The sequence below is a fragment of the Natronosalvus amylolyticus genome (assembly GCF_024298845.1).
GTDB lineage: Archaea > Halobacteriota > Halobacteria > Halobacteriales > Natrialbaceae > Natronosalvus > Natronosalvus amylolyticus.
The window spans coordinates 2,093,326-2,115,827 of sequence record NZ_CP101156.1; the positions used below are offsets into that span (position 1 = coordinate 2,093,326).

The following is a 22,502-nucleotide window of genomic DNA, read 5'->3' on the forward strand; positions in this document are numbered from 1 at the left end:
TGGCAATGACTCGAGCCACGGTGTGGAAAACGGTTGGAGGGGACGTACCGGTTCGACAGACGAGTGGCAACCATCGTCGGGGTGAGTGCTGACGATGGACACCCAACGCCTCCGGGTTCGACGCAACCTCGCCTCCTACCGATGGCTCGTTATCGGCATCTGTCTACTCGCCGTGGTCGGCGGTGCCTGGGTTACCTACGGCACCTACGTGGACCCTGGTGAGGAAGCGCACCAACAACTCGAGGATTCGTGGACGACGACGGGCGTCCTGACACACAGCGCCGTGGTCGAGGCGGAGAACACGGTGTATCCGGTCGGCTCACGGCTCTCGAATCAGCCGCTGTATTACACGCGACTCTCACCAACACTCGAGGGCGAGTTCGACGCCGGCTATCGGGGAACCACTGGCGACGACGTGAGTGTCGACCTCGAAGTAACCTTGCGCTGGGAGTCGAGCGACGACGAGCACACCTACTGGCGGGAGACGGAAACCCTTGCAACTGCCAGCGAGAGTGGCCTCGACCCCGACGAGAGCGCGACGGCAGCGTTCGAGTTCAACGTCAGCGAAATCGAGAACCGTATGGATGCCATCGAATCAGATCTCGGCGCGAGTCCGGGCGACCGACAGGTTGTCCTCGAGATCGAACGCGAAATCGAGGGGACGGTAGACGGCACCCAACGGTCGACGACCGAGACGACCACGATCGACGTCGACCTCGACGGGAACACCTACTCGCTCACCGAAGACGGGAGCTTCGGCGAAACCTACGAACAGTACGAGACGGTTACCCAGACACGGACCTACGGCCTCGAACGGCGTGCCGGTGGCCCACTGCTCGCACTCGTGGGACTGGTCGGTGCGATAGGATTGACGGTCGTTCCCCCGAGTCGCTACGAGTTATCGCCCGCGGAAGCCGAATGGCTCGCCTATCGGGAAACGCTCGAGGAACAGGGTTCACTTGTGACGCGGACGCGACTCCCCGCCGACGACGCCACAGAACCTACGCCAGGCGACGATACCACTGAAATGGGACGAAAGCAGCAAGCCCCACTCGAGAGCCTGGAAGCGGCGATTCAGTTGGCAATCGACCTCGAAGCGCCGATTCTCGAGGATGTCGACCGGGATCGGTACGTCGTGCTCACCGACGACCTGTGGTACGTGTACGAACCCCCGTCGCCGCCACACGAAGGTGGACAGACGAACGCCCTGGATGGGGGTCGTGACGACGCACCCGAACCGGCGGACTCCGGGACAGTTACTTCGTTCGACGAATCGATTCCCGACGCGGCCACGAGAACCAAAGAGAGTGACGGCAAGACGAATGAGTCACCCAAAGAAACCGGCGAATCAGACCCGAAAACGGAAACTGTGACAGACAGGAAGTGAGTATCTGTCTGCCGTTCCGGTGGCTGATGGCAGTAGAACTCGGACGCCGAGACGTGTGAAACGGAGTGGAGCCACTGAACGGGGCGAACGACCCCTGGTCGCTCAATTCAGGGGTGTGGCTTCTCGAGTGTGGCCGCGAAGGAGGCCACGAAATCGTCGATAGCCGCCCACTGTCGACGTGCCGCGATCCGTTCTCGAGGGCGCGTATCCCCCCGGAGCTTCGAGAGTCGGTAGCGGAGTTCGTTCCAGACGATCGAAAACAACTGCCCGGATCGGTCTTCCACGATGAGCGTATAGGTTGGTTCCCAGCCGAGCGCCTCGCAGAGGGCGTCGACACGTTCGGCTGCCGGTGGGACGGCAGTCGCTCCAGTAGACGGTTCGGTCTGGGGTTTCTGTCTCGATCCCTCGAGTGGGCCGTCGGTGCTATCGACGGCGATCAGTCCCGAATGCAATCGATTCAACACATCGGCGTTAGCGCGTAGAAAAGGACTCGGTTCGGTGACGACTGGTGGGAGCGCTCGGACGACGACACAGCCGTCGTACCGTCGGAGGTCGAGGTTTGGCGGGGGATGTGTCGTATTGATTACGATGGGGTCGTGTCTCGCCTCGGCAAGCCGGTCAGCGACGTAGTCCGCAATCGAACCGGTCGGCGACCCGCCAATATTCGAGCCAACCAGGACACGCCCCATCAAAACCACCCTCCGAATTGGTCTCGAGTGAGCATAGGGAGTTCACGACGCGACTGTCTATCAAACCCCGCCCCTTTCATCAGGTTCGTTGTCGTTTCGGATGGCGATCTGTTCGCCACTCCGAACTGATGGCACAACCCACTCGAGATGAACGCAGACCTTAACCCGCCAGATACCCAACAGCGAGCAATGACTGACCGAACGGACGAGACAGACCGCAGGCATCGGTTCTCCGAAGGTGCCGGGTTCGACGAGTCCTACGACGATTTCGACCTCGATCCCCCGGAACTCGACGTCGACCCGTCGAAGGTCGACCCGGTCGACTCGCGCGTGCTCTCTGACATGCTGGACGAGCGCCAGATCGCGAGCGACGCCGTCGACACCGAGGAACTGCTCGACGTCGGCCTGAGTTACATGCAGATCAACCGCTTCGAAGAGGCAACCGAGGCCTTCGAACGGACGGCGAAGTTCGCCGAAGACCCGAGTATCGAACAGGAGGCATGGGTCAACAAGGGCGTCGCCCACGCGAACCTGGAAGAGTACGACGAGGCCATCGGGGCCCACCAGGAGGCACTGCGAATCGCCCGCGAAGCCGACAAAGAGGGTGGGGAGTACGACCGCGCAGCCCCCCAGCACACGGCGACGGCACACACCAACCTGGCCTACGCCCTGTGGGAGTTTGGCGATACGAGTCAGGCACTCGAGCACGCCGAACGCGCCGTCGAAATCGACGATCGCTTCGCTGAGGGGTGGTACAACCGGGCGTTCTTCCTCGCCGAACGCGGCCTCACCGAGGAGGCACTCAACTGTATCGACAACGCGATTCGACTCGGCTTGCGAAACGCACAGATCCTCGAGGAGAAGGCCGAAATCCTCGAAGAATTGGGCGAACACGAGGAAGCCGAGGCACTGGCCGACGAGGCAAATCAGCTTCGCGAGCAGGCCGAACAGCAGCTCATCGAAGACCGCGAACAGTTGCCCGAGTAACCGTGACCGAACGCGATTCACTCCAGGAAGCCGGCCCGCTGTTGCTGGTCGAGCGCCAGACGCCCAAAGGATTGCTCGTCTCGGTCTGTGATGACGGTCTGCTCGGTGAGACCTTCGAAGGCGTCGACCAGGACGTCTCGCTGACGGTCACCGAGGATTTTTACGGCGAGGGTGCCGAATCCGTCGATGCCGAAAGCGCCCTCGAGAGCCTGGCTCGAGCGAGTGTGGCGAACCTCGTCGGCAACGATGCCGTCGGCGTCGCCATCGAAGCGGGCTACGTCGAGGAAGGGAACGTGCTGGAACTCGAGGGGACCAGGCACGCCCAGTTTATGCGAATGTAGCGGTCATCGAGATCGGTGTGACAGTTTGCCGCCGAGCGTTTGCCACGGGGAGGGCGCTCGCTGATACGTGACGACAGCAGTCCCTATTACAGGTCCGCTCGCTGGAACCGGTAGTAGCCGATAGCAACGGGGACGACGACCCAGAACAACATCGCCACCGCACCGAACCACTCCTGGAGATAAAACGGCGCGTCGCCCACGTAGCGTTCAGCCGGCGTCATGCTCTGAGCCTCGAACGGCTCGAGACCGTAGCGGAACATGAACGGAAACACCTCGCCTTCGACGATGGTGGAGGAGACGTTTGCGTAAGTCTCGAGCGGGTTGAGCTGTAATAGTAGCAGATACCACGTTTCGGCTTCGATCGGTGGCGTCTCACCGTAGATCAGGTAGTACGGACCCGCAGTGATGAGTTCCCAGAGCCCGACGAACACCATGTAGGTTCCGACGACGAGGGCCATCGACCGCCCCCTCGAGGCGACGCCCGCGGAGACGCCGACGGCAAGCCCCACGAAGGTGAGCCCAAAGAGGAGACTGACGGCCCCGAACGCCAGCCAGTCGAGAAACGGGACCGAACCGAAAAGCAGGAGGCTCAACGCCAGTGCGACGACGAACGCGAGGACGACGGCCGAAGAGATGACGGCCACGCGGCCGAGTAGCTTGCCGAAGACGACATCCGTCCGGTTCGGCGGCAAGCCAAGCAGGAGTTTCAGGCTCCCCGAGCGACGTTCACCGACAACAGCCATGTAACCCGCGATGAGGGCTGCAACCGGCAACAGGACGCTCAACGGGAGGGCGACGAAGCCGAGCATCGCGGCCCCCGTCGCGTCGTCGATGGTGGCCCAGGCGGCGACGTATCCGATTGCCATCAGTCCCACGAGCAACCCGACGATAGCCCAGAGCAGTTTCGAACGGCCAGCATCCTCGAGGTCCTTGCGTGCAACGGTCGTGATGTGAGAGGTCACTGAGAGACACCTCCCGACGACGAAGCCTTTCGTGTTGGTGTCGACACCGCGGTTTCGGCCCCCGGGTCGGTTGTCGATGCGAGCAACTCATCGGCCTCGCCGTCGACCAGCATCGAGAACAGCGACTCGAGCGAGGTTTCCTCGATACGGATATCAGTGATCGTCCCACCGGCCGCATCGAGGGCCGTCACGATAGTCGCTTTGGCAGTCGGTTCGGTGACCGAGGCCTCGAGTCGACGACCGCCAGCGGTGACGTTGCTGACGCCCTCGAGTGCGGCGACGGTTTCGGCCGCGCCGTCGACTGGGTCGGCCAGCGTGACCGTCATCGTCGCCCCGTTGCCGAGCGAGTCGCGAAGTCCCTCGAGCGTATCGACGACCAGGAGTTCGCCCTCGTTGAGGACGCCAATGCGGTCACAGACGGCTTCGACGTGCTCGAGGATGTGACTCGAGAAAAAGACCGTCGTCCCCCGGTCGGCTTCGCTCTGAACGAGGGTTTGCATCTCCCGAATTCCCGTCGGATCGAGCCCCGTCGAAGGTTCGTCCATGATGAGTAAATCGGGGTCACCCACCAGCGCCATCCCGGTCGCGAGTCGCTGTCGCATTCCCTTGGAGTACTCGCCAGCAGGGCGGGACGCGTCTTCGCCGTCGAGACCGACGCGCTCGAGCAGTTCCTCGGGGTCGTCGTCGGAGCGTTTCGTCTCGATAGCAAACTCGAGGTGTTTGCGGCCGGTGAGCCGTTCGTAGACGCCAAACCCCTCGGGGAGAACACCAACGCGTGAGCTGATCGCGTCAGTCTCCGTCTGTGCGTCGTAGCCCAGGACGGTTGCCGACCCCGACGTTGGGCGAGTGAAATCCAGTAACATATTGATCGTCGTCGACTTGCCGGCCCCGTTCGGGCCCAAAAAGCCGAATACTTCGCCCTCCTCGACCGTCAGGTTGAGGTCGTCCACGGCGGTTACGTCGCCGAACCGCTTGGACAATCTGCGTGTCTCTATTGCTGGCATGTAATGAACACGTTCGGTGGGCCTAGCTGGCACGTTCCCGTCGGTTAAAACTTGTTATCTGACCCACATTTTTACAGTCGTTCCGGGGAAGCCAGGGCTCGAGTACTGCTAACAGCCCACAGAACCGACGTGTTTTTTACGAGGGTTATCCAAGTCGGGATTATGCCAACGACACCGTCTCGAGCCCTCGACCGGCTTCGCCAACCAGAATACACCGGCGAAAACCGGTGTATTCCGTGCACGGTCGTCAACGTCCTGATTGCACTCGTCCTTTCTCTCGCCGTCGGGTTCCTCGTCCCACCGGTGGGCTTCGCCGTCTTCGCGCTCTCGTTGCTCGCGATTTATTTCCGCGGCTATCTCGTGCCAGGCACGCCTGCGCTGACGAAACGGTACTTTCCCGACTGGCTGCTCGCTAAATTCGAAAAAGCCCCGCCCGGATACGGGATCGAAGGCGACGGCCTCGAGGCGGACGACAGTCACGGCCCCGACCCCCTACACGAACGGGAAACCCGGATCAACCCCGAGGAGACCCTCGTTTCGGCCGGCGTCGTCGAACCCTGTGCCGACGTCGACGACCTCTGTCTCGAAGACGACGCCCACGCGACCTGGCGAGCGGCCATCGAGGACCGCCGTGAGGGCGACCGTGCGAAACAGGTCGCAGCCTTTCTCGACGCGGAGCCCGATAAGGTCGACGTCCGGGACAGTCAGCGCAGCAACCACGTCGTCGTCCGCGTCGACGGTCGAGTCGCGGCTCGCTGGGAATCAGACGCCGCGTTACTGGCCGACGTCGCCGGCTTCGACCTCCTCGAGCACCGCGTCGAAAACTGGGAGGCACTCACACTCGAACAGCGCAGTCAACTGGTCAGCGGCCTCAGGGCGTTTCTCGAGACCTGTCCGACCTGTAGCGGAACGATTTCCATCGACGCCGAAACCGTCGAATCCTGCTGTCGCTCCTACGAAGTGTACGCCGTTACCTGCGAGGACTGTGACGCGCGATTGCTCGAAGTCGACGCCTGAACAACAGACGGTAGGAAAAGCGGGACTGGTGCGTTCCTGATCGAATCCGGGAACTCCCGGATAACGGCGAAACCGGGATGGACCGAAGGAGTGTTTTGTCTACGGTTCCTCTCTTCGAGTAATGAGTCACCAACAGGTCGAGTCCCTCGATGTCGACCGGATCCGGGCGGAGTACCCGATCCTCGAGCGCGAGTTTTCGGGGAGTCAACTGGTTTACCTCGACAACGCAGCGACGACGCACACACCAGATCCCGTCGTCGACGCGATGAGCGAGTACTATCGACAGTACAATTCGAACGTCCACCGCGGTATCCACCACCTCAGTCAGGAAGCCTCGATCGCCTACGAGGAAGCCCACGACCGGGTCGCCGACTTTATCGGTGCCGACGGTCGCGAAGAGGTCATCTTCACGAAGAACACGACCGAGAGCGAGAACCTCCTCGCCTACGCCTGGGGGCTGGCCGAACTCGGCCCCGGCGACGAGGTCGTCCTCACGGAGATGGAACACCACGCCTCGCTGGTCACCTGGCAACAGATCGCCAATCGCACCGGCGCGGACGTCAAGTACATCGCTATCGACGAAGACGGCCGCCTCGACATGGACCACGCTCGCGAGTGTATCACCGACGACACCGCTATCGTCAGCGCCGTCCACGTCTCGAACACGCTCGGGACGGTCAATCCGGTCGCCGAACTGGCCGACGTCGCCCACGACCACGACGCCTACATCTTCGTCGACGGCGCACAGGCCGTCCCGACCCGGCCCGTCGATGTCCAGGCCATCGACGCCGACTTCTACGCCTTTTCGGGCCACAAAATGGCCGGACCCACCGGTATCGGCGTCCTCTACGGAAAACGTCACCTGCTCGAGGCCATGCAGCCGTACCTGTACGGCGGCGGCATGATCGAGAAGGTCACCTTCGAGGACTCCACCTGGGCCGAATTGCCTTGGAAGTTCGAACCCGGCACGCCACCCATCGCGGAGGCCGTCGGTCTCGAGGCCGCCGTCGACTACCTCGAGGACATCGGCATGGAGCGCGTGCAGGCACACGAAGAACAGCTGGCAGAGTACGCCTACGAGCAACTGTCCGAGGAGGGGGACGTCGAACTCTACGGCCCCGAACCCGGCCCGGACCGCGGCGGACTGGTGAGCTTCAATCTCGAGTCAGTTCACGCCCACGATCTGGCCTCGATCATGAACGACCACGCCGTGGCGATTCGCGCCGGTGACCACTGTACCCAGCCACTGCACGACAAACTTGGTGTCGCGGCCTCCGCTCGAGCGTCGTTCTACGTTTACAACACTCGAGAGGAGGTCGACAAACTGGTCGAGGCTATCGACAGCGCCCGCCAACTGTTCGCATAGGTCTACCGCGAACGGAGAGCGATTTTTTGGTCCAGATTTTTGCTCGAGGGGATCCCAACGCGTTTCCGCGAGACATATGCCCTTCCACTCGCGACATGCGGTCGTTACAGCCGTGTTTCCAGGAGTCGTGACCTCGAGGGGCTGGCACTACCGCCAGACAGTGCTGGCGCTGTGTACGTTCGCCCTGTTCGCGACCATGGTTGCCCGCCTGGCGATCAGTCCACTGGTTCCCGCGATTACTGCAACATACGGTGTTTCGAACGCGCTCGTCGGCCTGGCACTGACCGGAATGTGGCTCACCTACGGCCTGGCACAGTACCCCAGTGGGGTGTTTGCCGACCGGTACGGCGAGCGGCCGGTGATTCTGGTTGCCCTCGCGGGCACCGCGCTGGGCAGCCTCCTTATCGTCACGGCACCAGTCTTTTTCGTCTTCGCCATCGCGACGGTCATCCTCGGCGCGCTCGCCGGTCTCCACTTTAGCGTGGCGACGACGTTGCTCACCCGAACCTACGACGACGTCGGTCGCGCCATCGGCATCCACACGCTGGGGAGCACCTTCGGCGGCCTTTTGGCCCCCATCGCGGCCACCTGGATCGGCGTTCGATACGGATGGCGAACCGGTGTCGCTATCGGACTCGTCGTCGCGATTCCCGCGTTCGCCCTCTTTTTTCGGTACGTCGAGCCGACGCCACCTCGACGGCCCGACCTCGAGATCCGGAATCAGTTTCGCCTCGAGCCGTTGCTGACGGTCCTCTCCCGGCCATCGGTCACGTTCACGGTCGTGATTTCGGTCCTGCTCTCGTTTTCCTGGCAAGCGCTCGCCTCGTTTTTACCCACGTTCCTGGTCTCCTATCACGAATACAGCGATGGGTTGGCCGCAATCGCGTTCTCCGGTTTTTTCGTCGTCCAGGGGCTGACGCAGGTCAAAATCGGGCAGTTTTCCGACCAGTACGGCCGTGACCCCGTCATCGCTGGCTGTCTCGTGTTGGCAATTACTGGCTTGCTCGCACTCGTGATTCCGACCGCCTCCGCTTTCGTCGTCATCGGCGTCGTCCTCGTCGGTGTCGGTCTGGGTGCGTACACTGCCGCTATGGCCCGGTTTATGGACCTGTTCTCGAGCGAGGACCGCGGGGCAGGTTTCGGGTTGACACAGACCGTCGTCATGGGTCTCGCTGCCGCTGGCTCCGTCGTCACCGGAACCGTCGCCGATCTGGCCGGCTGGGCCGCTTCCATCGCCGTCCTCGTGACGCTGCTGGCCATCGGGCTAGTCCTGCTATTCGGAAACTGGGCACTGCGAACGGGCTACTGATTCAGGTCTCGCCCGAGAGGAGACCACCACACAGCGGCAGACACCGGCCACCCCGGAACCCTTTTGGACGCGACAACCGTACCCGTACCTGACATGGGACTTGGCTCCGATATGTACCGACAGCAGATCCTCGACCACTACAAGAGCCCCCGAAACTACGGGGAACTCGAGGATCCGACGTTCACCCACATCGGCGAGAACCCGATGTGTGGCGATGAGATTCGAATGGACGTCCGCCTCGATGGCGAGGAGATCGAACAGGTCGCGTTCTCGGGTGACGGCTGTGCTATCAGCCAGGCCGCCGCCAGCATGCTCACGACGGAGTTGCCGGGAACGACGGTCGACGAACTGCTCGAGATGGACCGGGACGACATTGTCGATATGCTCGGTGTCGAAATCTCGCCGATGCGAATCAAGTGTGCGGTGTTAGCCGAGAAAGTCGCCCAAGACGGAGCCAAAATGTATCGCGGCGAACTCGAGAAGGAGAAGACGACGACCGAAGACGACTGATAGGGTTCGGTGTCGCGGTCAGCGACGAAACGTGAGTCGCTGGCCGGAGTCAGTTACGACGGTCTCGATAAGTGCCTTTTATTCCAGATTGGGAATTGAACGGTTTCAATTCCGTAGTTTCAACAGCGAACCGAGACACCTCGAGCGTCCACGTCGTTCGAGGGTCGGTTAACAGATGACACAAACTCGGGGCGATTCGAGCGGTTGCGCTCGAGTGGTTCCATCCGAGCAGTCGATCGAGCGTGGAGCGGTACCGCGAGCGAAACAGTGAAAACGGGTTATTCCGGTTTCAGACCTTCGTCCTGGACGCGCATGACGGCCTCGCCGTCGGCGAGGTTCGGCGCGTCGACGAGTTTGACGATTCGCTTGTCGCCTTTGGACTTGCGGAGGTACATTCGGAAGGTCGATTTGTGGCCGAGAATGTTGCCACCGATGGGTTTGGTCGGGTCGCCGAAGAACGCGTCGGGGTTCGAGGTAACCTGGTTGGTGACGATGACGGCCGCGTTGTAGAGGTTGCCGACCTTGTCGATGTCGTGAAGGTGTTTGTTCAGTTTTTGCTGGCGGTTGGCGAGGTTGCCACGGCCGACGTACTCCGCACGGAAGTGGGCGGTCAGCGAGTCGACACACAGTAAGCGAACGGGGTACTCCGAGTCCTCGTGTTCGCTCGCGATCTCTTTTGCCTTCTCGGCCAGTAGCATCTGGTGGTTGGAGTTGAACGCCTTCGCGACGTGAATCTTCTCGAGTATGCTCGCGACGAGTTCGTCAACGGCTTCCTCGTCACCCGCAGACCCTTCGATTTCACGATCCTCGAGGGCGGCGTCGATGGCCTCGTCGGGGAGACCGCGGACCATGTCGTCGATACGCTCGGGTCGGAAGGTGTCCTCCGAATCGATGAAGATGGTGCTGCCGTGGAGACCGCCGACCTCGTGGGGCAACTGGACGTTGACCGCCATCTGGTGGGTGACCTGGGACTTACCGGAGCCGAACTCGCCGTACACCTCGGTGATCGACTGGGTTTCGATACCGCCGCCGAGCAGGTCGTCGACCTCGTCGATGTGCCAGGAGAGTTTGCCGATCTGGTTTCGCCGCTCGAGGACGGTCGAACCGGTTTCGAAGCCGCCGATATCTGCTGCGTCACGGGCGGCGCGAACGATGTCGCCAGCAGTCGATTCGCCGACGTCGGCGGTGTTCGAGAGTTCGGAGGGAGACGCGACGGCCAGGCTCTGGAAGGAGTCGTACCCGGCGTCAGTGAGTTTGTCTGCAGTTGCCGGTCCTACACCGGGGAGTGTCTCGAGATCTACTTCGGGCATAGCTGGGGGTTGTGCCGGATGGGGTATAAACCCTCGTTAACACCAAAGTGGAAGTGAAAGTGGCCGACTGCTTGCCGGTGAAAAAGCGAGTGCAACGAAGGTTTGTATACCATCGAGCCGAGAACGGGAAGAAGTCGAGAACGACGGTGACCCCGGAAACAGGAGTTTCGGGAACAGCGAGGGTGCGACAACGGGAACGGGGAGACAGGACAGGCGGACTGAGAAAGCAAGGACTTGAGCTTTCGAGTGAGCGTCAGGGCCAGGTCAACCTGGTGAGAACGCCCGCCTCGTCACCCACGAAGAGGTCGCCCTCGGCCAGCGGCGCTGGCGTGGCCGCGATGGGGGCCTCGAGGGGCAGGTGCCAGGTGAAATCGAGGTCCTTGAGGTCCACCCCGTAGAGGCCGCCGGTGTCGTCGCCGACGAAGGCGTTCTCGCCGACGCAGACGGGGTCGGTGGTGGGCGCACCGTCGAGTCCGAGGCCGGCTTTCGAAAACAGCCAGCCGCGACGCTTGCGGTTGCCGAAGGTGGTATCGGTGATGTGCAACGTTTCGTCGGCAGCGGTGACCAACAGCGTGTCCCGGTCCTCGAGGACCGTCGGCGCGGACGCAAACGGTGCGCGAATTTCATACGAGAACCAGGTCTGGCCCGACTCGGGATCGAGTGCGAGCAGCGTGCCGCTGTCGTCTGCGACGTAAGCGCGGTCGTCAGTCAGCGTCGGGCCACCCACGACCACGCCGTCGGTAGGCGCACTCCAGGCCGTCTCCCCCGAACCCAACTCGAGGGCGTGGACCTGCTCGTCTCGCGTCGCCACGTAGACGTGACTCGAGCCGACCGCTGGTGCACCGACCGGCGGCGAGCCGAGGTCCCGCGTCCAGATCTCCTCGCCACCCTCGACGCGAAACGCCGTGAGTCCGTCGCTCGAGCCGACGAGGCCGAGGTTCCCGTCGACCGTGGGTGGCGTCGTATAGAGGCCGTCTATCTGTCGCTCCCACTCGGCTGTGCCACGCGCCGAGTCGATACCGACCAGTCGGTCGTCGAGCACGAGACAGAGGTGATACCCGCTCACTGCCGGAGCGATGGTCGTCGTGGTCGTCGTCTCGTACACCCACCGACGGCGCCCCTGCCGGTCGAACGCGTACAGATTCCCGGCGCTCGAGCCGACGTAAACGGTGTCGTCGTCGAGGATGGGCGGACACTCGAGCGCGCCGCTGAGTTCGACCTGCCAGGCCTGCGTCGGCCGAGTTGTCAGCCCCGCCCCATCTATCCGCGAGCGGTTTCGTTCGTCGCCTCGAAACTGGTTCCAGCCGTTCACTACTACCCGCTTTCGAGGCGAATCGGATAAGCGATGCCTTCGCACTCGAGGGACCGACACGACCGACCGCGGACGGTACACTGAAATCGCTCGACCGGCTAGGGCCGCCGATGAACGCCGAGGCGGTTCGTGAACGGGCGTCGGCACTGCCGACAGAGCCCGGCGTCTACCAGTTTCGGGCCGACGGAACCACGCTCTACGTGGGCAAGGCCGTCGACATCCGTACACGAGTTCGCTCCTACGCCGACCCACGCAGTGCTCGAATCCGGCGGATGGTCGACCGGGCCGACGAAGTCGATATCGCCGTCACGGACACCGAAACCCAGGCGCTGTTGCTCGAGGCGAACCTCATCAAGCGCCACCAGCCTCGATACAACGTTCGGCTCAAAGACGACAAGTCCTACCCGATGGTTCAGCTGACGGCCCACGAGGCCCCACGAATCGAGATTACGCGGGACCCGAATACCGACCCCGCCAAGAGCCGAGGGAAGGCTACACCGGCGGCGACTCGAGGAAACGGGTTGGCGAGCAGTCGGCCGAACGGATCGACTGGCGGCCGGGAGAACGGGTCGACCGGCGCGGCCGCGACCGTCTTCGGCCCGTTCACCGACAAGGGCCGCCTCGAGACCGTCGTCAAGGCTATCCGTGAAACCTACGGCCTGCGCGGCTGTTCAGATCACAAGTACGCCGGCCGAGATCGGCCCTGTCTGGACTACGAAATGGGACTGTGCACTGCCCCCTGTACCGGCGAAATCGGCCACGAGAGCTACGCCGAAGACGTAGCCGCTGTGACCCGATTCTTTGACGGCGAAACGGGCATCCTCGCCGACCCGTTACGCCGACAGATGGAGGCCGCCGCCGAAAGCGAGAACTTCGAACGCGCCGCTCACCTTCGTGACCGGCTCGAGGCCGTCGAAGCGATTCACGGCGAGGGGAGCGCGGCCGTCCAGTCGGTGGGCGACGAGCGCGTCGTCGACGTCATCGGCGTCGCGATTCGCGGTGCCGAGGCCACCGTCGCCCGACTCCGCTCCGAAGGGGGGAAACTCGTCGAGCGTGACCGCCACACGCTCGAGGCACCCGCCGCTGACGACCCCGAAGCAGGTGGCGTCCCGGGCGTCCTGGCAGCGTTTCTCGTCCAGTACTACGCCGAGCGACGGCTTCCGGACGCCCTCTTGCTCCCCGAACGTCACGGCGACGACGAGGTGTCGGCCTGGCTCGAGGGCGAGGGCGTCGCCGTCCGCGTCCCCGGCGCTGGGCGGGAAGCGACCCTCGTCGAACTCGCGTTGAAAAACGCCCGACAGAACGTCGGTCGACGGGACGAGTGTGGCCTGCTCGCCGAGGCACTCGGCCTCGAGCGCGCCAGCAGGCTCGAAGGGTTCGACGTGAGCCACGCGCAGGGAACGGCAGCCGTCGGCTCGAACGTGACGTTCGTCGACGGCAGCGCCGACAAGTCGGGATATCGCCGGAAGAAACTGAGCGACGAGAACGACGACTACGCCAACATGCGCCGACTCCTCGAGTGGCGCGCCCGCCGTGCTGTCGAGGGCCGCGACGAGCGGCCCGATCCCGACTTGCTGGTTATCGACGGCGGGAAAGGCCAACTCGAGGCCGCTCGCGAAGCCCTCGAGAGGGTGGGCTGGGACGTTCCCGCAATCGGGCTGGCGAAAGCCGACGAGCGCGTGATAACCGCCGACAGGGAGTACGACTGGCCGACGGACGCCCCACAGCTACACCTCCTCCAGCGCGTGCGCGACGAATCCCATCGCTTTGCAGTTCAGTACCACCAGACGCTGCGCGACGAGGTGTCGACGGTGCTCGACGACGTGCCGGGGATCGGTCCCGAAACGCGAAAGCGCCTGTTGCGTCGATTCGGTAGCGTCGAGAACGTCCGGGCGGCGAGCCTCGAGGAACTCCAGTCGGTCGACGGCGTCGGCGAGAAGACCGCACAGGTGGTCCAAAAGCGGCTGTGAGAGCGGTTGATCAGTTTTCGAGCCCGCTTTGGCCTCATCCGAAACGAGTCACTCGAGCGCGGGCAAACGCACGACGTGGTTCACTCGAGTTCGTCGAACAGTGCCCGGATGGCCGTCCTGTCTTTGCCGGCACCGAGGGCAAGCCACAGCGTGAGTCGCGCTTTCCAGGCCGGAAGGTCACTTCCGAGGATGGCTCCAGTCTCGAGCAACGTCGTCGCGCCGCCGGAGCCGCCGTAGACGCCGGCGCTCGAACCGGCGTAACACCGCGAAGTGAGCACAACCGGAATATCGCCCTCGAGCGCCTGCTCGAGGACACCCCCGAGCGAGGCCGTCGCGTTCCCTAGCCCCGTTCCGGCGAGCACGATACCGTCGACGGCGTCCGGTCCCTCGAGGGCGGCCTCGAGAACGCCCCCATCGGCACCCAGCGCGTTGGTCACGATGGCGACCTGAACGTCCGGGTCGAAACGGGCGCCGGGAATCGGCGGGACTCGCGGGCCGGGCGAGCCGGAAAACCGCAGTCCAGTCGGCGTCTCGACCGCCACCGGCCCCAGGTTCGGCGACTGGAAGGTCTCGAGTTTGCTCGTGTGATGTTTGACGACATCGCGTGCAGCGTGTACCGTTTCGTTGAACGCGACGTATACGCCCCCGGCGTCCCGGAACCGTTCGTCAGCAGCGGCTCGAACCGCGAGTCGAAGGTTCGTCGGCCCGTCCGTGCCTAGCTGGTCGAACGACCGCTGTGAGCCCGTACAGACCACCGGGAGCTCCGCCTCGAGAACCGTCTCGAGGAAGTACGCCGTCTCTGCCATCGTATCGGTGCCGTGGGTGACGACGACGCCGTCGGCACCCGATCGCGCCGCCCGTTCGACGGCGTCGGCGACCGCGTTGGCGTTCGGCCCGTCCATCTGAAAGCCAGATACCTGGCAGATATCCTCGACCGTCACCGATGCGAGCGCTTCGATGTCGGGGACGGCCTCGAGTACCGCCGACCCGGATTCGGAGGGCGTTTTACCATCTTCACCCGCGGTGCTGGCGATGGTGCCGCCCGTGCTCAACACGTGAACTTCGGGCCTCGAGACGTTCCGTTCGGCTGCGCCTGACTGGTCCATACCTCGGTATGGAAACGAATCCCAAAGGGTGTTTCCGGTTGCAGTCGGTCAGTGTAAGCCCTTTCACCGACCGTCTCGCTCCAGAACCGCTGCTGGTCACTCGAGGACATCGCTCGAGAACGGCTGTTGATTATCGAGGACATCGCTCCAGAACGGCTGCCGGAACCGACGTGTTCTTTTCCCCTACGAATCGATACACGAGCACTGACCGTTTCGCTCACGATGAATCCACTCGCTCGCTGGCGCTACCGGGACACCGTCCTCGCGCTGTGTACGCTCGCCTTCTTCGCGACGATGGTCGCCCGCCTCGCGATTAGCCCGGTCGTTCCCGACGTCATGGAGACGTTCGAAGTCTCGAACAGCGTCGTCGGAATCGCGCTCTCGGGCCTGTGGATGACCTACTTTCTGGTGCAGTTTCCGAGCGGTATCCTGGCCGACCGGTTTGGCGAACGACCGATCATCCTGCTCGCCGTCGGCGGCACCGCGGTGACGACGCTGCTCATCGCGCTCGCACCGACGTTCTGGGTGTTCCTGTTTGCCACGCTTGCGCTGGGTGCACTCGCCGGATTGCACTATAGCGTCGCCACGACGCTGCTCACCCGAACCTACGACAACATCGGGTCGGCCATCGGCATCCACAACGGTGGCGGGCCACTCGCCGGACTGATCGCCCCCGTCCTCGTGGCCGCAATCGCGGTCCGATACGGTTGGCGACCCGCCGTCGCGCTCGGCGTCATCGTCGCCGTCCCCATCTTCGTCCTCTTCGCCTGGCGGGTCGAACCCACCGAGCCACAGCGGCCCGACCAGCCCATGCGCGAACGCCTCGAACTCGAGCCCCTGCTCGAAGTGCTCTCTCGGCCGCCAATCGCCTTTACCGTCGGGCTCGCCATCTGCTGTGCGTTCGTCTGGCAGGGGTTGGCGTCGTTCATGCCGACGTTTCTGATGGACCATCGCAACCACTCACAGACCCTCGCGGGGATCGTCTTTTCGGCCTACTTCGTCGTCCAGACGATCACGCAGGTCGGCGTCGGGGCCGTCTCCGACCGCTACGGCCGTGACATCGCCGCCGCCGGCTGTATGATCTGTGGCTCGAGCGGGTTGCTCCTGTTCGTGTTCGTTTCCGGCTGGCTCGCCATCGGCCTCGGCGTGGTGCTCGTGGGAACTGGACTCGGCTGGGGGGCAGCACTGTTGCCCCGCGTCATGGACAACCTCTCGGAAGCCGAGCGCGGTGCCGGCTTCGGCCTGGTCCGGACCGTCTACGGCGTCGTCGGGGCGCTCGGCTCGGTCGGCACCGGATTTTTCGCCGACCAGTTCGGCTGGGCCGTTTCGTTTACCATCCTCGCCGGGTTTCTGGCGCTCGTGCTGGTGGCACTGGTTGGCAATTACGTGTTCCGACTCGGGTACTGATGGCACCCGCCGTGGCCGCTCGAGCGTTCGGGCACGTGCTCGAGTCCATGCGGGCGTGACGATGGGTTTAACTATCGCGCAACGGACGATACGGATAAGACCTTCTCGGGTGGTTCACCATGTCGGACACTGACTCGGATACGCACGATCCCTCGGCTCTCAGAACGCCGATCGTCGCCGTCCTCGGACACGTCGATCACGGAAAGACCAGTCTCCTCGATAAAGTCCGCGGTTCGGCGGTCATCGAGGGCGAAGCAGGCGCGATTACCCAGCACATCGGTGCGACGGCCGTGCCGCTTGACATCATCTCTTCGATGGCCGGCGAACTCGTCAACCCGGACGATTTCGACCTTCCCGGCCTCCTCTTTATCGACACCCCCGGCCACCACTCCTTTACTACCCTTCGCTCTCGCGGCGGCGCACTCGCCGACATCGCCATCCTCGTCGTCGACGTGAACGATGGCTTCCAGCCACAGACGCTCGAGGCGCTCGACATCCTCAAACGGTCACAGACGCCGTTTATCGTCGCGGCGAACAAGATCGACACCGTTCCGGGCTGGAACCCACAGGAAGACGCCCCGATCACCCAGACCTACGAGTCCCAATCCGACCGTACCCGCCAGCGCCTCGACGAGAGCCTGTACAAGATCATCGGTAACCTCTCCGACCAGGGCTTTTCGGCCGACCTCTACTGGCGCGTCCAGAACTTCCAGCGCAACGTCGGCGTCGTCCCCGTGAGCGCGATGACCGGCGAGGGCGTCCCCGACCTGCTCGCAGTCATGATGGGGCTCTCCCAGCGCTACATGAAAGAGGAAATGGAGATCGACGTCGCCGGCCCCGGCGTCGGCACCGTCCTCGAGGTCAAAGAGGAGAAAGGGTTCGGCACCACCATCGACACGGTCCTCTACGACGGCACCGTGAAAAAAGACGACACGATCGTCGTCGGCGGACTGAACGAGCCCATCGTCACCGACGTTCGTGCCCTGCTCCAGCCCCGTCCGCTGGCCGAGATTCGAACGGAAAACCGATTCGAGAACGTCGACGAAGTCGGGGCTGCAGCCGGGATCAAGATCGCCGCACCCGACCTCGAGGACGCCATGGCCGGCGCACCCGTTCGCGTCGTTCGTGACCGGAGTCTCGAGGACGTCATCGCGGAAGTCCAGGCCGAGTTGGCCGACGTCGCCGTCGACACGGCCGAAGAAGGAGTCGTCGTCAAAGCTGACACGCTGGGTAGCCTCGAGGCGATGGGGAACGCGCTGAGCGAGGCCGAAATCCCCATCGTTCGTGCGGAAGTCGGCGACGTCGCTCCGCGCGATATCTCCGTTGCATCGACGGCTGAGGACCCCAAACAGCAAGCCGTACTCGGGTTCAGCGTCGACGTACTCTCCGATGCCGAACGCCGAGCCGAAATCGACGATGTCCAGCTGTTTACCGACGACGTGATCTACCAACTCATCGAAGAATACACGGACCACGTCGAGTCTATCGAGCGCGCCCAGCAGGAAACAATCCTCGACAACATCACCCGCCCCTCGCGGTTTCGCGTACTCAAAGACCACGTCTTCCGCCAGAACGACCCCGCCGTCGTCGGCGTCGAAATCTACGCGGGCACCCTCCAGAACAATACCTACGTCGTCAAGTGGGACGGCAACGAGACGACACGCGTCGGCCAGGTCAAAGGGATTCAAGAGCAGGGTGAAGACGTGGACGAAGCCCGCGCCGGCGAACGCGTCTCCGTCGCCATCGACGGCCCGACCATCGGCCGACAGGTCAAAGAGGGCGACGTCCTCTGGACCGACCTCCCCGAGAAACACGCCAAGATTCTCGAGCAGGAACTGAAAAGCGACATCCCAACCGACGAACTCGAGGCGCTGAACATGTACCTCGAGAAACACCGCAAGCGCGACCCGTTCTGGGGCAAGTGACGAGCGCGCAAATGGGGGCTACGAAGCCGGCAATCACGAAGGAAGATGGTCCTCGAGCAACACTCGTTTCGAGGCCTGAACCAGACCCTATTTGGCCGCTCTCGTCCTAGCTCGAGTGTGAACGACCGTTCGCAACTGGTGACGATTACGCTTCTCGCCGTCGTCCTCGTGGCCGGAGCAGTCGGCCTCTTTCTCATCGACGCTGGCTCGAGCCAGCCAGACCCCGTTCGCTTCGACGACACGGTCACGATGGGGCTTACGCTCGAGGACGAGCGCGCACTCCCCGACGACGTCGACCTGCCGCGCGTCCAGGTGTTTTACTCCCAGTACGAGTACGTCGTCGGCTACTACGGCATCGAGGCGTTCACCGCGACGCGAGCCCAGGACGGCCACGAACAGCTGTTTGGCTACCCGCTTGCGCTCTACGTCACCGATTACAGCGGGGCCGACCTCGAACTCGACGACGACGGCTATCCCCGAACGGACGGCTTTGGCGGCTGGGTCGACGCCACCGACGCCCATTTCGTCGTCGACAGCGAGGCACGGACGCCCGCCGGCGAAGCCGCACTTTCCTTCGCAAATCGCGAGGATGCAGCCGCGTTCGCCGCGGAATACGGCGGCACGGTCGTCGACTGGGATGCCGTTCTCGAGCGACCGGTGACCCGCGACGACGCCGAAACCGCCCGCGACCGCGTCGACGACCAGCACGCCGAGGCTGACGAACTGGTCGAGTCGGTGGCACCGCTTCGCGATCGACCCGTGTCCGTCACCGTCGACGAGGGAGGAACCATCCAGAAGGCTGTCGACGCCGCCCCCGACGAAACGACCGTGTTCGTCCCGAACGGAACCTACGAGGAACGGATCGTGATCGACCGACCGATCACGCTCGCGGGCCCGGGAGCAGACGGCGGGAACGCGACCATAGACGGCGGTGGCAACGGCTCGGTGATCACCGTCGAACACGACGACGTAGCTGTCGTGGGCCTCGAGGTGACCGGCACCGGCGATACGTTGACGGACAGGGACGCAGCCATCGACGAGGACGAGTGGGACGCCAACGTCGAACAGGGCTACGGCCACGGTGACGCTGCGGTTCGCGTGATCAACTCGAGTGGTGTCCTGGTCGAAGACGTGACCATCGAAACGCGAGCCAACGGCGTCCTGGTCCGTGATAGCCCCGAGAACGTCGTCCGAAACGTGACGGTCTATGGCAGCGAGGAGTGGATAGAGGGGTTCATGGGTGTCATGACGATGCGCTCGCCCGGCGTCATCGAGGAGTCGACGTTCTACGGCGGTCGGGACAACGTCTACACACACCGGTCGGACGGCGTCGTCATCAGAAACAACGGGATGTACGGCGGTCGATTCGGCGTCCACATCATGCACGCCTCAGATACGCTGCTCGCCGATAACGTCGTCCGTGAACAGGAACTCGCCGGATTGATGGTGATGACTGCCCCCCAGCGAACCGCCATCGTCGACAACGACGTTCGCCACACCCCCGGCGGCATCAGAACCAGCGGGTCCGACAGCTACGTCGCCCGAAACGTCCTCGCCGACAACGAACTCGGATTGACCACCAACGCGGAGACCTCGATCTACGAGGACAACGTCATCGTCGACAACGAGGTCGGCGTCCGTGCAGCCGCACTCGTCCCCTCCAACCGGGTCGTCGGTAACGCCTTCATCGGCAACGACGTCCACGCTGAGACCGCCATCGGTTCCCTCCGGTTCTGGAGCCACGACGACCGCGGCAACTACTGGGAAGGTGCCGTCGGCTCGAGCGACGACGGCGTCACCCTCGAACGGTCGTACACGCCGACGGACCCCATCGACCGGAGTCTCCACCGCGTGGACGGGACACCGACGCTCACCCGTGCACCCGTCCGCGACGCCATCGCCGGCCTCCAGGGAACCGTCCCAGGTATGCGCGGTGGAAGCATCGTCGACCAGCATCCGCTGTGTGAACCACCCCAGCCGGAACTGCTCGAGGCGGCGGGCATCGACCCGGACCGAGACACCTGTGAGGCACAGACATGAGTGACGAATCAGCAACTGCAAAACAGCACAACGACGAATCGGCTCCGGCGACACACCACCAGGACGGCGAAGCGACGACGTCACAACCGCAAAACGGCGAGGCAGCGACGCCACAACCGCAAAACGACGAAGCAACCAGCGAGTCACGAGCCCAGAAGGACTCGAGTGGCGAAGGCACAGAACCGATCCTCACGGCGGAGTCGCTCACCCAGCGCTACGGCGCGGTTCCCGTCTTCGAAGACCTCGAAGTCGAGATCGAACCCGCCAGCGTCACGGCACTGATCGGACCGAACGGCTCGGGGAAGACGACCCTCCTTCGCGCTCTCGCGAAGCTGTATCGGCCCACTTCGGGCCGAGTCCAGTACCACGGGCCGTCCGTTCCCCGTCCGATCGGCTACCTGCCACAGCAACCCCGCTTTCGCCCCGGTTTCTCCGTCCGAGAAACCCTCTCGTTTTACGCGCGTCTCGTCAGCGGCGACCGCGAACACGCGACGGAAACGGCGACCGATGCCCTCGAGCGAGTGGGGCTGGAAGCAGCGGCAGATCGACCGGTCGAAGCCCTCTCGGGCGGGATGACGCGACTGCTCGGTATCGCCCAGGCAACGATCGGTGACCCGCCGGTCGTCGTGTTCGACGAACCCGCGAGCGGTCTCGACCCCGGAATGGGGCTGCGCGTGTTCGACGTCGCGACCGACCTCGCAGAGGCCGGCACGGCCGTCATCGTGAGTTCACACGACCTCGAGTTGGTCGAAACCCACGCCGATACTGTTTTCATGCTCGATTCTGGCGAGTTCGTCGCCCACGGACCACCGAACTCGCTGTATGCAGCCCACGAGGCCGACTCGCTACTCGAGGTGTACAGGGCAGCGATTTCGGGCGACGCCGACCGCGTTCGCGTTCGAGGTGATGGAAAATGACTGACGGAGACGTCGCGAAAGAGACGGAGGGGGTGACGGGCACTGAAACGACCGAAACAGGCCACGCTTATGCCACGCCGGGCGCTAGAGGCCTAATCTCGGCTATCGTCCGTCGAGAGCTCCGCACCGTCGCCCGAACGCGGACGTTCGCCCTGTTGACCGCGGCCCTGGCTGCCATCCTGCTCGGCATCGGCTGGGCCGGCGGCGGTATGGAATCGGGCTACGTCCCGACGGTCGTCGACGTCCTCACGCCACTCGAGGTGCTCGTGCCCGTCGTCGCCGTCGTGTTCGGCTACCGGGCGATCCTCGGTGACCGGGAGCGTGGGGAACTCGAGGTGTTTCGAACGTATCCGATTTCGGCCTGGCAACTGGTGCTGGGGACGTATCTCGGGCGCGCGATTGGCGTCGTCCTCGCGGTGACGGTGCCACTCACCTTGCTGTTCATCGGCGTCGTGTTCACCGAAACCGAACGCCTCCGCGTCTACGCCACCCACGCCGGCGCGGATTCACCCGTACTCTTTGCCAGACTGATCGTCCTGGCAGTCGTCTTCGCCCTGGTCGTCCTCGCCATCGCTATCGCCGTCTCGGCACTCGTCTCGAGTGCACGAACCGGTCTGGTCGCGGCCGCGCTCGCGTTGCTCGTCGTCCTGTTCGGTCTCGATTTAGCCATTATCTACGGCTTCGTCGCCGGCCCGCTCGGCGAGGCCAGCCTCATCTACGCGCTCCCGCTCAGTCCGCTGAGTGCCTTCCGGGGGCTGGTCCTCGAGACGGTCATCGTCACCGCTGCCGGTACCGGCCCTCGTGCCGCCTCCCCGATTGCAAGCCTGTTCGGACTGGCGGCCTGGACCGTCGGCTCACTGGTCGTCGCGACGCTCGGTGTCGAACACCTCGAGTGAAAACAAAAGTGACGGACTGTTCCGGGTAAGTCACATCCCCATCACGA

Annotated in this window: 19 protein-coding genes; 13 read left to right on the plus strand and 6 right to left on the minus strand. The window is 63.7% G+C overall.

Annotated elements, in window-relative coordinates:
• The first annotated feature begins 94 nt into the window (after positions 1–94).
• The gene (locus NLK60_RS09960; protein ID WP_254807645.1) at positions 95–1,387 is read left to right on the plus strand and encodes a DUF5305 domain-containing protein; all 1,293 of its coding nucleotides are present in this window, start codon (positions 95–97) and stop codon (positions 1,385–1,387) included.
• Positions 1,388–1,494: 107 nt separating this feature from the next.
• Here the strand turns inward: NLK60_RS09960 and NLK60_RS09965 are convergent, their stop codons facing one another.
• Complete coding sequence (locus NLK60_RS09965) at positions 1,495–2,076, minus strand: hypothetical protein (RefSeq protein WP_254807646.1); 582 nt, start codon at positions 2,074–2,076, stop codon at positions 1,495–1,497.
• A gap of 189 nt (positions 2,077–2,265) precedes the next feature.
• Here NLK60_RS09965 and NLK60_RS09970 point away from each other — a divergent pair, with 189 nt between their 5' ends.
• Together NLK60_RS09970 and NLK60_RS09975 are read left to right on the plus strand one after the other, a co-directional pair.
• Positions 2,266–3,063, plus strand: a complete 798-nt coding sequence (locus NLK60_RS09970) for a tetratricopeptide repeat protein (protein ID WP_254807647.1) — start codon at positions 2,266–2,268, stop codon at positions 3,061–3,063.
• A 38-nt stretch (positions 3,064–3,101) separates the two neighbouring features.
• Complete coding sequence (locus NLK60_RS09975) at positions 3,102–3,404, plus strand: DUF424 domain-containing protein (protein WP_254810461.1); 303 nt, start codon at positions 3,102–3,104, stop codon at positions 3,402–3,404.
• Between the two features lie 86 nt (positions 3,405–3,490).
• On the opposite strand, the gene NLK60_RS09980 is transcribed toward NLK60_RS09975, so the two are convergent.
• Positions 3,491–4,366, minus strand: coding sequence for an ABC transporter permease subunit (locus NLK60_RS09980; protein WP_254807648.1), 876 nt, complete (start codon positions 4,364–4,366; stop codon positions 3,491–3,493).
• Positions 4,363–5,370: an ABC transporter ATP-binding protein gene (locus NLK60_RS09985; protein ID WP_254807649.1), complete on the minus strand. Its 1,008-nt coding sequence runs from the start codon at positions 5,368–5,370 to the stop codon at positions 4,363–4,365. The genes NLK60_RS09980 and NLK60_RS09985 overlap by 4 nt, the downstream gene beginning before the upstream one ends.
• Before the next feature lie 162 nt (positions 5,371–5,532).
• On the opposite strand from NLK60_RS09985, the gene NLK60_RS09990 reads away from it, so the two are divergent.
• From NLK60_RS09990 to sufU, 4 genes are all read left to right on the plus strand, one after another.
• On the plus strand, positions 5,533–6,387 hold the full coding sequence (locus tag NLK60_RS09990; RefSeq protein ID WP_254807650.1) for a DUF8054 domain-containing protein: 855 nt from the start codon (positions 5,533–5,535) through the stop codon (positions 6,385–6,387).
• 121 nt (positions 6,388–6,508) lie between these two features.
• Positions 6,509–7,753: an aminotransferase class V-fold PLP-dependent enzyme gene (locus NLK60_RS09995; protein ID WP_254807651.1), complete on the plus strand. Its 1,245-nt coding sequence runs from the start codon at positions 6,509–6,511 to the stop codon at positions 7,751–7,753.
• Positions 7,754–7,865: 112 nt separating this feature from the next.
• Positions 7,866–9,062, plus strand: a complete 1,197-nt coding sequence (locus NLK60_RS10000; RefSeq protein WP_254807652.1) for an MFS transporter — start codon at positions 7,866–7,868, stop codon at positions 9,060–9,062.
• A 93-nt stretch (positions 9,063–9,155) separates the two neighbouring features.
• The gene (gene sufU, locus NLK60_RS10005; RefSeq protein ID WP_254807653.1) at positions 9,156–9,572 is read left to right on the plus strand and encodes a Fe-S cluster assembly sulfur transfer protein SufU; all 417 of its coding nucleotides are present in this window, start codon (positions 9,156–9,158) and stop codon (positions 9,570–9,572) included.
• 278 nt (positions 9,573–9,850) lie between these two features.
• Here sufU and radA read toward each other — a convergent pair whose 3' ends face one another.
• Both radA and NLK60_RS10015 read right to left on the minus strand, forming a co-directional pair.
• Complete coding sequence (gene radA, locus NLK60_RS10010; RefSeq protein WP_254807654.1) at positions 9,851–10,882, minus strand: DNA repair and recombination protein RadA; 1,032 nt, start codon at positions 10,880–10,882, stop codon at positions 9,851–9,853.
• A 253-nt stretch (positions 10,883–11,135) separates the two neighbouring features.
• Complete coding sequence (locus tag NLK60_RS10015; RefSeq protein WP_254807655.1) at positions 11,136–12,194, minus strand: outer membrane protein assembly factor BamB family protein; 1,059 nt, start codon at positions 12,192–12,194, stop codon at positions 11,136–11,138.
• A 110-nt stretch (positions 12,195–12,304) separates the two neighbouring features.
• Between NLK60_RS10015 and NLK60_RS10020 the strand changes: the two genes are divergently transcribed.
• Complete coding sequence (locus NLK60_RS10020) at positions 12,305–14,164, plus strand: excinuclease ABC subunit C (protein ID WP_254807656.1); 1,860 nt, start codon at positions 12,305–12,307, stop codon at positions 14,162–14,164.
• Between the two features lie 80 nt (positions 14,165–14,244).
• On the opposite strand, the gene NLK60_RS10025 is transcribed toward NLK60_RS10020, so the two are convergent.
• Positions 14,245–15,270 carry an asparaginase gene (locus tag NLK60_RS10025; RefSeq protein WP_254807657.1) on the minus strand — a complete coding sequence of 342 codons (1,026 nt, stop codon included), beginning with the start codon at positions 15,268–15,270 and terminating at the stop codon, positions 14,245–14,247.
• A gap of 222 nt (positions 15,271–15,492) precedes the next feature.
• Between NLK60_RS10025 and NLK60_RS10030 the strand changes: the two genes are divergently transcribed.
• The 5 genes from NLK60_RS10030 to NLK60_RS10050 all read left to right on the plus strand — a co-directional run bounded on the left by NLK60_RS10030 (position 15,493) and on the right by NLK60_RS10050 (position 22,455).
• Positions 15,493–16,677, plus strand: coding sequence for an MFS transporter (locus tag NLK60_RS10030; RefSeq protein ID WP_254807658.1), 1,185 nt, complete (start codon positions 15,493–15,495; stop codon positions 16,675–16,677).
• Positions 16,678–16,796: 119 nt separating this feature from the next.
• The gene (gene infB / locus NLK60_RS10035) at positions 16,797–18,602 is read left to right on the plus strand and encodes a translation initiation factor IF-2 (RefSeq protein WP_254807659.1); all 1,806 of its coding nucleotides are present in this window, start codon (positions 16,797–16,799) and stop codon (positions 18,600–18,602) included.
• 117 nt (positions 18,603–18,719) lie between these two features.
• Positions 18,720–20,642, plus strand: a complete 1,923-nt coding sequence (locus tag NLK60_RS10040; protein ID WP_254807660.1) for a NosD domain-containing protein — start codon at positions 18,720–18,722, stop codon at positions 20,640–20,642.
• Entirely contained in the window at positions 20,639–21,559 is a 921-nt protein-coding gene (locus NLK60_RS10045) for an ABC transporter ATP-binding protein (protein ID WP_254807661.1), read from the plus strand. Before NLK60_RS10040 ends, NLK60_RS10045 begins: the two co-directional genes overlap by 4 nt.
• Positions 21,556–22,455 carry an ABC transporter permease subunit gene (locus NLK60_RS10050; RefSeq protein ID WP_254807662.1) on the plus strand — a complete coding sequence of 300 codons (900 nt, stop codon included), beginning with the start codon at positions 21,556–21,558 and terminating at the stop codon, positions 22,453–22,455. Before NLK60_RS10045 ends, NLK60_RS10050 begins: the two co-directional genes overlap by 4 nt.
• Positions 22,456–22,502: the final 47 nt, after the last annotated feature.